15 protein-coding genes are annotated in these 10,565 nt (G+C 42.3%); 4 read left to right on the forward strand and 11 right to left on the reverse strand.

Annotated elements, in window-relative coordinates; translation table 11 throughout:
• Nucleotides 1-61: 61 nt before the first annotated feature.
• The 11 genes from rpoS to H5180_RS10600 form a co-directional block, all read right to left on the reverse strand.
• Nucleotides 62-1,057 (reverse strand): RNA polymerase sigma factor RpoS, encoded by a 996-nt coding sequence (rpoS, locus tag H5180_RS10550; RefSeq protein WP_145235280.1) that lies wholly within the window; start codon nucleotides 1,055-1,057, stop codon nucleotides 62-64.
• Nucleotides 1,058-1,116: 59 nt separating this feature from the next.
• Nucleotides 1,117-1,941 (reverse strand): peptidoglycan DD-metalloendopeptidase family protein, encoded by an 825-nt coding sequence (locus tag H5180_RS10555; protein WP_182758190.1) that lies wholly within the window; start codon nucleotides 1,939-1,941, stop codon nucleotides 1,117-1,119.
• Nucleotides 1,942-1,981: 40 nt separating this feature from the next.
• Entirely contained in the window at nucleotides 1,982-2,560 is a 579-nt protein-coding gene (locus H5180_RS10560; protein ID WP_145235276.1) for a YqaA family protein, read from the reverse strand.
• A 9-nt stretch (nucleotides 2,561-2,569) separates the two neighbouring features.
• Complete coding sequence (locus tag H5180_RS10565; protein WP_145235274.1) at nucleotides 2,570-3,208, reverse strand: protein-L-isoaspartate(D-aspartate) O-methyltransferase; 639 nt, start codon at nucleotides 3,206-3,208, stop codon at nucleotides 2,570-2,572.
• Nucleotides 3,198-3,962, reverse strand: coding sequence for a 5'/3'-nucleotidase SurE (gene surE / locus H5180_RS10570; protein ID WP_145235272.1), 765 nt, complete (start codon nucleotides 3,960-3,962; stop codon nucleotides 3,198-3,200). The genes H5180_RS10565 and surE overlap by 11 nt, the downstream gene beginning before the upstream one ends.
• Nucleotides 3,943-4,992, reverse strand: coding sequence for a tRNA pseudouridine(13) synthase TruD (gene truD / locus H5180_RS10575; RefSeq protein WP_145235270.1), 1,050 nt, complete (start codon nucleotides 4,990-4,992; stop codon nucleotides 3,943-3,945). The genes surE and truD overlap by 20 nt, the downstream gene beginning before the upstream one ends.
• Nucleotides 4,989-5,471, reverse strand: a complete 483-nt coding sequence (gene ispF / locus H5180_RS10580) for a 2-C-methyl-D-erythritol 2,4-cyclodiphosphate synthase (RefSeq protein WP_182735495.1) — start codon at nucleotides 5,469-5,471, stop codon at nucleotides 4,989-4,991. The genes truD and ispF overlap by 4 nt, the downstream gene beginning before the upstream one ends.
• The gene (gene ispD, locus H5180_RS10585) at nucleotides 5,468-6,169 is read right to left on the reverse strand and encodes a 2-C-methyl-D-erythritol 4-phosphate cytidylyltransferase (RefSeq protein ID WP_182731533.1); all 702 of its coding nucleotides are present in this window, start codon (nucleotides 6,167-6,169) and stop codon (nucleotides 5,468-5,470) included. Before ispD ends, ispF begins: the two co-directional genes overlap by 4 nt.
• Entirely contained in the window at nucleotides 6,159-6,449 is a 291-nt protein-coding gene (gene ftsB / locus H5180_RS10590; RefSeq protein WP_145235264.1) for a cell division protein FtsB, read from the reverse strand. The genes ispD and ftsB overlap by 11 nt, the downstream gene beginning before the upstream one ends.
• A gap of 61 nt (nucleotides 6,450-6,510) precedes the next feature.
• The gene (locus H5180_RS10595) at nucleotides 6,511-7,140 is read right to left on the reverse strand and encodes a hypothetical protein (RefSeq protein WP_182758191.1); all 630 of its coding nucleotides are present in this window, start codon (nucleotides 7,138-7,140) and stop codon (nucleotides 6,511-6,513) included.
• 90 nt (nucleotides 7,141-7,230) lie between these two features.
• Complete coding sequence (locus tag H5180_RS10600) at nucleotides 7,231-7,713, reverse strand: DUF2947 domain-containing protein (protein WP_145235259.1); 483 nt, start codon at nucleotides 7,711-7,713, stop codon at nucleotides 7,231-7,233.
• A gap of 60 nt (nucleotides 7,714-7,773) precedes the next feature.
• On the opposite strand from H5180_RS10600, the gene H5180_RS10605 reads away from it, so the two are divergent.
• The 4 genes from H5180_RS10605 to H5180_RS10620 all read left to right on the forward strand — a co-directional run bounded on the left by H5180_RS10605 (nucleotide 7,774) and on the right by H5180_RS10620 (nucleotide 10,363).
• Nucleotides 7,774-8,013 (forward strand): DUF1653 domain-containing protein, encoded by a 240-nt coding sequence (locus H5180_RS10605; protein ID WP_182735494.1) that lies wholly within the window; start codon nucleotides 7,774-7,776, stop codon nucleotides 8,011-8,013.
• Nucleotides 8,014-8,064: 51 nt separating this feature from the next.
• Entirely contained in the window at nucleotides 8,065-8,913 is an 849-nt protein-coding gene (locus H5180_RS10610) for a MoxR family ATPase (RefSeq protein WP_182731547.1), read from the forward strand.
• 1 nt (nucleotide 8,914) lies between these two features.
• Entirely contained in the window at nucleotides 8,915-10,102 is a 1,188-nt protein-coding gene (locus H5180_RS10615) for a VWA domain-containing protein (protein ID WP_182758192.1), read from the forward strand.
• 114 nt (nucleotides 10,103-10,216) lie between these two features.
• Nucleotides 10,217-10,363 (forward strand): hypothetical protein, encoded by a 147-nt coding sequence (locus H5180_RS10620; protein ID WP_182758194.1) that lies wholly within the window; start codon nucleotides 10,217-10,219, stop codon nucleotides 10,361-10,363.
• Nucleotides 10,364-10,565: the final 202 nt, after the last annotated feature.

Raw genomic sequence — 10,565 nt, forward strand, 5'->3', positions numbered from 1 at the left:
TTTTAATAATTATTTTCTGTGTGTGTTTGTGTTGCTGCGTCTATTGCTGTATCAATCAGTGTTATGAAAACTGATCAAACAAGCTATCAGTGCTTAATCCTTCATGCTGCAAAATATCTTTTAAGCGGCGCAGTGCTTCTACTTGAATTTGTCTTACTCGTTCACGCGTTAAACCGATTTCACGACCCACATCTTCAAGCGTTGATGGCTCATAACCTAACAAACCAAAACGACGTGCAAGCACTTCACGTTGCTTAGGATTAAGCTCACCTAACCAGTCTACAATGTGCTTATTGATATCATTATTTTGTACTTCGCCTTCCGGGCCAAAGCCTTTTTCATCGGCAATAATATCTAACAATGCTTTATCGTTTTCACCACCAATAGGTGTATCTACAGAGGTGATTTTCTCGTTTAAACGCAGCATTTTAGTTACGTCTTCAACTGGTCGGTCTAAACACGCTGCAATTTCTTCGGCAGTGGGCTCATGATCCAGCTTTTGCGTTAGTTCACGTGCGGTGCGTAAATAAACGTTAAGTTCTTTCACTACATGGATTGGTAAGCGAATTGTGCGGGTTTGATTCATGATGGCGCGTTCAATTGTTTGACGGATCCACCAAGTCGCATAGGTCGAAAATCTAAAACCACGTTCAGGATCAAATTTTTCAACGGCGCGGATCAAACCAAGATTACCTTCTTCAATTAAATCAAGTAACGCAAGGCCACGATTGTTATAACGGCGGGCGATTTTAACAACTAAACGTAAATTACTTTCAATCATTCGTTTACGAGAAGCGCTACAGCCTTTTAATGCTTTGCGGGCAAAAAAGACTTCTTCTTCAGCACTTAATAATGGCGAAAAACCAATTTCACCTAAATACAGCTGAGTCGCATCTAAATTCTTAGTGATTTCCTCTTTGGCAAATATTTCATCTTCTTTGTCATCATCTTTATCGACGTCATCTAATAATTCAGAGTCTGTATCAGCGACAGCTATATCATCAAATTTATCATCAATCGCATCTTTCGTTTTTTCTATTTTTGCTGTGTTACCCATGAGCGTACCCTCAAGCAAACAAGTGATCTTAATCACTATGATCAATACCCGACCGATAGCTAAGGCAAATACTTCTCAGGATTAACAGCTTGTCCTCGGTAACGGATTTCAAAACGCAATGCCGTCACTTCAGAGTCTGAACTGCCAATCTCGGCTATTTTTTGCCCAGCTTTCACATCCTGTTTTTCTTTAACTAGCAACTTAGAGTTATGTGCATAGGCACTAAGATAATCATCATTATGTTTCAAAATAATTAAATTACCGTATCCTCTAAGTGCATTACCCGCATAAACAACAGTCCCTTGTGCTGCGGCAAAAACAGCGACACCTTTTTTATTAGTAATTTGTAACCCTTTATAACCGCTTTCCTTGGTTGAAAAACGCTGAGTTACTGTTCCTTTAGCTGGCCACGACCACTTAACTTGGGTCGAGGACAAAATGTTATTTTTACTAATTTTCCTATTGGCTTGTTTTTGAACATACTCTCGTTGTTTTGGCTGATCAAGCTCTTTCTTTAATTTTTTGTTATTTTTTTGTATGTCACTTGTAGACTTTTTACTCGGTTTCGTATATTTTTTATGCCTTTTTATTTTTTCAGGTACATTATTAAAAGAAATTGTTTGCCCCGGTTGGATTATGTAAGGGGCTGGTATGCCATTATTTTTTGCCAACGTGCGGAAATCTTGCTGGGCGCTAAAGGCTATCGAATATAACGTATCACCTTTTTTAACCGTGTAGCGGTCACCATTAATATTTACTTTACTAGTATAAGGTTTAACACTGGTATTTAAACTACTGACCGGAGCAGGGGCATGTCGAGATGAGCAGGCACTGAGCAAAACACTTGTAAATAAAGTAACATAGAAGACGTACTGTTTATTCATGGTGTTTTGCTCCTTGTGCTAAAAGTAGTTATTTAGATGCTTAACGTAATAAAAAGTATGCAACCACCACTAAAATCACTACCCCCCAGCCAAGTACCTCAACATATTGACGTAATTTTTGCTCCATTTTTACTCCGCCCCACTTCATTAGCGCTGAAACTAAAAAGAACCGCGCACCACGCCCGACAGCAGAAGCTAATAAAAAAGGTAAAAACGCCATGTGCAAAAGCCCTGCACCAATAGTAAATACTTTATAGGGTATTGGCGAAAAACCGGCTAAAAACACCACCCATACGCCATAATCTTTAAACCAGCTTAAAGCGGTATTAAACTTTTCTTGCCAACCCATTTGCGCTATTAATGGCTCTACTACAGGTTCAAACAACCAAAACCCGAGCAAATAACCTAAAATACCGCCAAGCACCGAAGCAACTGTAGCAAAAGTAGCATAGCGCCATGCTTTGCTCGGTTGTGCAAGCGACATCGGCGCAAGCATTACATCGGGTGGAATAGGAAAAATAACCGATTCAGCAAAACTCATCCCAGCTAAATAACGCTCTGCGTGGCGATGTTTTGCCCACACTAATGCCATATCGTATAACTTAGTAAACAATTTCAAAGTGACTTCCTATTCAATGTCGCCAGGGACTAAAGGTACAAATCTAACTGGCGCAATAACATGTTGAGTAAATTTTTCGCCTTCGCGCACAACCATAACCAGTTGTTGATCTTCATTACCGATTGGCGCAATCATCACCCCACCATCACTGAGTTGATCAAGTAATGCCTGCGGGACTTGCGATGCAGCGGCGGTTACAATGATGCCATCAAACGGCGCTTGTGACTGCCAGCCTTGCCAACCATCGCCATGTTTCATGGAAACGTTGTATAAGTCTAGGTTATGTAAACGGCGCTTAGCCTGCCATTGTAACGCTTTAATTCGCTCTACCGAAAATACTTTTGAAAAGGTTTTCGCCAGTACCGCTGTTTGATAGCCTGAACCCGTGCCTATCTCAAGTACTTTATCGCGCACGCCAGCCAAACGCAGTAACTCGGTCATACGGGCAACAATATATGGCTGTGAAATTGTTTGTCCTTGACCTATTGGCAACGCCGTATTTTGATACGCTTTATGCTTAAGTACATCATCAACAAATACATGACGTGGAATATCAGCAATAGCGCTGAGTACCAATTTATCTTCAACACCTTCACGCTGTAATAGGTCAGCGAGCGCACGGGCACTTCGAGTATAATTAGCCAGCACCGTTGATCTCCATCGTTTTAAGCCACTCACCAACTGCAGCCAAGCTATCTTTCGCTGTCATATCAACACTTAGTGGCGTAACCGATGCATAGCCATTATTGATAGCATAAAAGTCTGTACCTTCTCCGGCATCACTTTCGGCACCTAAAACCCCATACCAATAAATGTCTCGTCCCCATGGATCTTGTTGTTTAGTCATGGTTTCTGCTTTATGACGCGCACCTAAACGCGTTACTTGCACGCCTTTTAGCTCAGATAACGGAATATCTGGCACATTAATATTGATGATTTGATCTTTTGGCAATGGATGTGACGCCAGCTCTTTAATTATGCTGACAGTCACCGCTGCTGCCGTTTCAAAATGATTGCCTTCTTTTGAGCACAAAGACACCGCCACTGCGGGCAAGCCTAAATGACGTCCTTCGGTTGCTGCTGCAACAGTCCCTGAGTACAAAGTATCGTCACCTAAATTTGCACCGTGGTTAATACCGGCAACGACTAGATCGGGCTTTTCATTAAGTAATTCATTCACGCCCAAATGTACACAATCAGTGGGCGTACCATTGACCGAAATAAACCCGTTATCTAGCGTGGTAGCACGCAGTGGATTAAGTAGCGTCAGTGAGTTACTTGCGCCACTGCAATTGCGATCAGGTGCAACTAACGTTACGTCTGCAATTTGCGTCAATGCCTGATACAACACTGCAATACCTTTTGCATTAACACCATCATCGTTACTTAGAAGAATTTTCATTTTCAGCGTCCTGTTCTTTATGTACTCGTGGGCTTGCATCTGTGTAATCCACCAGCTCACGTAACAATGCCGTGGCAAAGGTGCCTTTGGGTAAACCAAAGCTCAATTTAATGGTAGTTTCATCAATCGTTGCAACGGTTAAATCTTGTGGGATCAAACGCAACATTCTGCGCTCATTTTTCAGCCCTAACTTACCAAGCCCTTCACACCAATCTTGATACGGCTCTAGCCATATTTTTTCTTGTTCGGTGAGGCCTTTTTCGCTAGTGCCGACCAATGGCGCAGACATCATAATATCGCCAGAGGCAAGACGAGCGATATTTTCATCGCTAATGGCATCTTCAAAAAATGCATTGCTACCACTGAGCATAAACACTTCACGGTGCATGGTTTTAGCTAAGCCGTGCTCAGCAACACGCAAATTCACTATTTGATTAAACACATAAGAACGTGCAGCAGAGATAATTAAACCACGTAGTTTTTTGTCACGAATGCGCTCACCGGCAAACATCTTTTTAGCCATCACTAAATTATGACCATCGTGACCAAAGCGTTGTTCGCCAAAATAGTTAGGCACCCCGGCGCGTACCGCGTTGATACGACAAAGAATGTCTAACGGCTGAGTTACATTACGTAGAATAATGCTGAATTTATTACCTTTGTGGCAGCCAGTCCGCAGCTTACGATTATGCCGTTGCTGAGCAATGATAAACAGTGATTCACTGTTTAGCTCAGTAAAATCAATGTCTTTTTTAATGGGTACTGGCACACTAAACCACTGACTACATACTCCGTGGCGATCTTTCATACCAGCGAAGCTGACATCACGTGGCGAAATCCCCGCTTTTTGGGCAAGTAATTTAGCAACGTATTGGGTATTTTCGCCTTTTTTAACGACCTGTAAACAGACGTGTTCACCACTGCCTGTAAACTCTATGCCTAAATCCTCATCAACCATAAAATCTTCAGCAGTGGTTTTAAAATCTGCTTTAGATAATGGTGCACCGTATAAATAATTTAACTCGCTCATAGTGATTGCTTGCTCATGATAACCACTGCATGACTTGAAATACCTTCTTTTCGCCCTTCAAAACCGAGCTTTTCAGTGGTTGTTGCTTTGACATTTACCTGGCCCAGTTCAGCATTTAAATCGGCGGCTAAATTTTTACGCATGGCTTGAATATGCGGCAGCATTTTTGGCGCTTGCGCTACTATCGTTACATCCGCATTACCCAGTACATAGCCTTGCTGCTTAGCTAAATCAACAACATGGCGTAATAAAATACGGCTATCTATATTCTCATATTCACTGGCGGTATCAGGAAAGTGCTTGCCAATATCGCCCATTGCTAATGAGCCTAAAATAGCATCGCATAGTGCATGAATCGCAACATCACCATCAGAGTGCGCTAAAAAGCCTTGTGGGTAAGCAATCTTTTCACCACAAATAGTTAACGGGCCTTCGCCACCAAATTTATGGACATCGAAGCCATGGCCTATACGAATCATGATGCATTCTCACTATGTTGTTTTTGGAGTAAAAAGTTGGCTAAATCTAAATCTTCTGGAGTGGTTATTTTAATATTATCGCTACGCCCAGCCACTAGCTTTACGGGCTTATTCGCCCATTCTATTGCCGATGCTTCGTCGGTGATCGTAACCTGCTGAGCAAGCGCAGTTTGCAATGCCTGCATTAAATCGTGGTACTTAAATAATTGCGGGGTCAACGCCTGCCATAAGTCATCCCGTGGCACTGTTTGTTGGCTATGAGTTGCACCGCGCTTAATGGTATCTTTCACTTTGCTTGCTAATATACCGCCCTCGTCAGCGTTAATACACTCACTAAGTAAGCGCTCAATATCAGCCAAGGTAACCAGCGGCCTTGCCGCATCATGCACTAACACCCAATCAGGCGGGTTATCTGCAAGCGCTAATAAGCCATTAAGTACCGAGTCGGCTCGCTCTTTGCCGCCACTTGCACGGACAATGCGCTGATCAATAAACTCCAGTGTAGCAAAATAAGGATCATCATCGCTGACGGCCACCACAATAGTCGTTAATTGTTTGAGTTGCGCTAGTTTAGCAAGTGTATGTTCAAGAATTGTTTTACCAGCCAAGCGAATGTATTGCTTCGGTGCGCTATGTTGCATACGGCTTCCCACGCCAGCGGCTGGGACTATGGCTGCAAGGGTATAATTAGTTGTCATTTTGTTGCTGCCCAGGTAAAACACGAATAAATGTTTCGCCGGGTTTGATCATCCCTAATTCATTTCGAGCGCGCTCTTCCACACCTTCTTGACCAAGCTTTAAATCTTCAATATCGGCTTTAAGCACTTTATTACGTTTGATCAATTGAGCATTAGTATCGTGATGTGAAGTAACAGCAGCTTTTAAACGACTATAATCTTGTACACCGTTGTGGCCAAACCATAATCGATATTGTACAAATAACGCTAAGCACAGCAGCGTGAATTGAAACAGTCGCATTAAACACTCCTTGATTTTACTCTACCAGTACAAATTTATAATGCGATTAAGGCTACTGGTATTATATTTTTTTAACTCGAACATGGGGACGTTTTAAATTACGCCAATTGATATTGCCTGCTAGCAGCATTTCTCTCAGTGATAACGTTCGCGGTGTCGTGCGTTTATCAAAAGACCACTGATGGCCACAACAAGCAGCGGCCATTGTTGCCTTTGTGGGCTTTAATAACACCACCGACTGCCCTTCAAGCGGCTGACCTTGGCAGTCAAACCAACCATGCTCATTACAATGAAGTTTATTGTCGCTTACTTGGTCGATGCTGTCTATTGCAACACGGGTTTGATTTGCGCTATTGAGTAAAAGCGGAACAATTAAACCTACATTTTTATGTGTTTGATAAAAATCATCATTATTTTTTGCGTTGGGAGGCTGAGCTTTTTGCTTATCAAGCCAACAGCCATTGTGCGGATCTAACTGAAAAGGAACTTGACCATTTACCACGGCCGTTGCTGCGCGTTCTATATAATAAGGAAGACTTTTTAATCGCTTGCGTAAACTCTGTTCATTAACTTCAACAACTAATTGACCTATTTCCCGCGCATAAAAAGCATTGCACAACTGTGCATATAGCACACGTTGTGTATCTGATTGCCAAATATCGACTTGTTGAAAGGGGTCGCTTGCAGCCAACGATCATACTCTAAAACATCTAGTTGCTTGTTTTATAGCACAGTATTGACTGCTTTTTAAGCTCTGCTCTTTACAAAAGCAAAGCTCAGGTTACTTAACTTGTGACTTTATACCTAATTTAGCATCGCCAGTTTCTAAAAACTGCACTACTTCATCACGTTTCTTACCTAATAACAGACTACCATCAGCTAAAAACATAAAATTTTGCCAATTGCGTTTAAACACATCAAAGCTGGTTTCGATAATATTATCGCGGGCGATACAAAAATACACTGTGGTATTAGCTTGCCAACCTAAGTGCGCAAGGATCTCAGCTGGCAGTTGCTCAGCGCCGGCTTCCCATGCAGCTTCCCAGTGAATAGTTTGCGAGAAATTGTCTTCGTTACCACACCAGTCTGTTTTTTCAAAAAAATCAGGATGGTCATGTTCACGGCTCACCATGGTGCTCCATAAAACAGCGGCACGCTCATGGCTCATAGGTTTAATTAAGGCAAGGTCTTGTTCTGTTACTGGCGCATCTTTATGACGAAAAACCCACGCTTTTTTGTAATCATCTAACGAAATATAGTTCATAGTATTGGCAAATTAGTTAGCATTAAAAGTGCAAAGACAAATTATACAAGAGATCAAAACATGACTACAGCAATAAAACCACATACCCTAAAATCAGGCATATACCAACACTACAAAGGCCCAAAGTACAAAGTTCTGTACGTCGCCACTCACAGTGAAACAGACGAACAATTAGTTATTTACCAAGCCTTGTATGGTGAGTTTGGCATTTGGGCAAGACCGCTTAGTATGTTTAGCGAAACGATTGAAAAAGACAGCAAAATTATTCCACGCTTTAGCTACCTTGGTGAAGCCGATTAACTATGGCATGATAGGCATATTGTTTACTGCTCAGACCAGATAGGTATTTACGTGCAATTTAATTCTACTGATAACTACATCGCAAGTTCAGCGTTAAAACAAGCGGTTAATGCGGCTATTTTGCTGGAAAAGCCACTTTTGATCAAAGGCGAGCCCGGCACTGGTAAAACCATGCTGGCTGAGGAGTTGGCTAAAAGCTTAGACACCACACTTATCCAATGGCATATCAAATCGACCACTAAAGCGCAGCAAGGCTTATATGAATACGATGCAGTATCACGCCTACGCGACAGCCAATTAGGTGATGCCCGGGTAAACGACATTGGCAACTATATTATTAAAGGCAAGTTGTGGCAGGCATTTACCTATGGTGAAGAACATAACAAACGCCCGGTATTATTAATTGATGAAATAGACAAAGCCGACATCGAATTCCCGAACGACTTACTATTAGAACTCGATAAAATGGAATTTCATGTTTATGAAACCGGTGAGCGTGTAATCGCAAAACAACGCCCTATTGTGATCATCACCTCAAACAACGAAAAAGAATTGCCCGATGCCTTTTTACGCCGTTGTTTTTTCCATTACATTGATTTTCCATCTAGTGATGAAATGCAGCAAATTATCGATGTTCACCACCCACACGTAAAACAAGATTTAGTTCGCCAAGCGCTAGAAGTATTTTTTAATCTACGTGAAGTCAACGGCATTAAGAAAAAGCCTTCCACCAGCGAGTTACTTGATTGGTTAAAACTGCTTATGGCTGAAGACATCGATGCAAAAACTCTGCATGACAAAACTCAAAAAGGCGGTTTAATGCCAATGTTTGGCGCACTACTTAAAAATGAGCAAGATATCAGCTTAATTGAAAAACTTGCCTTTATGAGTCGCCGTTAAGATGTTGGTTGCGTTTTTCTTCAAACTGCGTGAATACCGTTTACCTGTTAGTTTGCGCGAGCTGCTTGATTTGATCAACGCGCTAAAAAAAGGCGCGGTATTTGCCGATATTGACGGATTTTATTATTTAGCCCGTACCATAATGGTTAAAGACGAAACCCACTTTGACAGGTTTGATAAAGCGTTTGCTGATTACTTTAGCGGCATTGCCGCTCTCGACTTACTCGAAAGCTTAAAACAGCAGCACAACTTACCTGAAGATTGGCTGCGCAAAGAGTTTGAAAAACACTTAAGTGATGAAGAAAAAGCCCAGCTTAAAGCCATGGGCGGCCTTGATGAGCTAATGAAAACCCTCAAAGAGCGCCTAGAAGAACAACAAAAACGCCACGCTGGTGGCAATAAATGGGTGGGCACGGGTGGTACATCGCCATTTGGCGCGTATGGCTATAACCCTGAGGGCGTGCGCATTGGTCAAGACGGCAACCGCAATCGCCAAGCAGTAAAAGTATGGGATAAACGCGAATACCGTAACCTAGATTCCGATCGTGAAATTGGCTCACGCACTATTAAGCTCGCCCTTAAAAAACTGCGCAAGTTTGCTCGCACTGGCGCCAGTGACACCCTCGATTTAAACGAGACCATTCGCGCTACCGCCAAGCAAGGCGGCATGCTGGATGTAAAAATGGCACCAGAGCGCCACAACGCGGTAAAAGTATTGATGCTGTTTGATATTGGCGGCTCAATGGATGATTACATCCACACCTGTGAAGAATTATTTAGCGCCGCGCATAGCGAGTTTAAGCATTTAGAGTTTTACTACTTTCATAACTGTTTATACGAACACGTATGGCAAGATAATCAACGCCGCCACTCTAACGTCATCGACACCATGACACTGATCAACAAGTTCACCAGTGACTATAAAGTGATCTTTGTTGGCGACGCCACTATGGGCCCGTATGAAATCGCCTACCCCGGCGGCTCTGTTGAACACTACAACGAAGAGCCCGGCAGCGCATGGCTGACCCGCATTACCAATCACTTTGATAAAGTCGCCTGGCTCAACCCACAACCGGTTGAACACTGGCGTTACTACCAATCAATTGATTTTATCAAGCAGCTAATGAATAACCGCATGTACCCACTGAGTCTAGATGGCATAAGTAATGCGATAAAAGAGCTAACATAGGTGCTAGATTATAGGGGCTAGGAAAACTAACTCTACAACTCAGCTATATGATTCAATGTTTCTGGATAACGCTGCACCAGTTTTAGTAAAGTAATTGCTTGCCCATTAGGAGCAATGCGCCCTTATTCCCATTTTTCAAACATTCTTGCTGAGGTACGTAATAAGTTTGCAAATACTCAGCGCGACATATTAAACGCTTCGCGAATATTGATTATTTCATCGGATGAAATGGCGGGCTTATTTGCATCATTCATAGCATAAGTGAGTAAGGTTAGCTTGCCTTGTGCATGCGCTTAAATGTACGCAAATTACGTACACTTATCAAATTAACACTATGACGCGATATAAAATCGCTTATATGGACTCCTCCTATTGCACAAGCCTTTTTACATTAAAATGATGTGATTGCGTGCTTATATACGGGCTCTAATGAGGCGCTACCTCGGCCACTTTGATGTTTTCG

It is taken from the genome of Pseudoalteromonas sp. SR41-4 (genome assembly GCF_014163985.1).
In the GTDB taxonomy this organism is placed as follows: Bacteria; Pseudomonadota; Gammaproteobacteria; order Enterobacterales; family Alteromonadaceae; genus Pseudoalteromonas; species Pseudoalteromonas rhizosphaerae.

Coding starts and splice junctions, on each gene's coding strand:
- ispD (WP_182731533.1), bottom strand. CDS start 6,169: ATGACAACTAATTATACCCTTGCAGCCATAGTCCCAGCCGCTGGCGTG.
- ispF (WP_182735495.1), bottom strand. CDS start 5,471: ATGATTCGTATAGGCCATGGCTTCGATGTCCATAAATTTGGTGGCGAA.
- H5180_RS10620 (WP_182758194.1), top strand. CDS start 10,217: ATGCGCCCTTATTCCCATTTTTCAAACATTCTTGCTGAGGTACGTAAT.
- H5180_RS10555 (WP_182758190.1), bottom strand. CDS start 1,941: ATGAATAAACAGTACGTCTTCTATGTTACTTTATTTACAAGTGTTTTG.
- rpoS (WP_145235280.1), bottom strand. CDS start 1,057: ATGGGTAACACAGCAAAAATAGAAAAAACGAAAGATGCGATTGATGAT.
- H5180_RS10600 (WP_145235259.1), bottom strand. CDS start 7,713: ATGAACTATATTTCGTTAGATGATTACAAAAAAGCGTGGGTTTTTCGT.
- H5180_RS10615 (WP_182758192.1), top strand. CDS start 8,915: ATGTTGGTTGCGTTTTTCTTCAAACTGCGTGAATACCGTTTACCTGTT.
- H5180_RS10605 (WP_182735494.1), top strand. CDS start 7,774: ATGACTACAGCAATAAAACCACATACCCTAAAATCAGGCATATACCAA.
- truD (WP_145235270.1), bottom strand. CDS start 4,992: ATGAGCGAGTTAAATTATTTATACGGTGCACCATTATCTAAAGCAGAT.
- surE (WP_145235272.1), bottom strand. CDS start 3,962: ATGAAAATTCTTCTAAGTAACGATGATGGTGTTAATGCAAAAGGTATT.
- ftsB (WP_145235264.1), bottom strand. CDS start 6,449: ATGCGACTGTTTCAATTCACGCTGCTGTGCTTAGCGTTATTTGTACAA.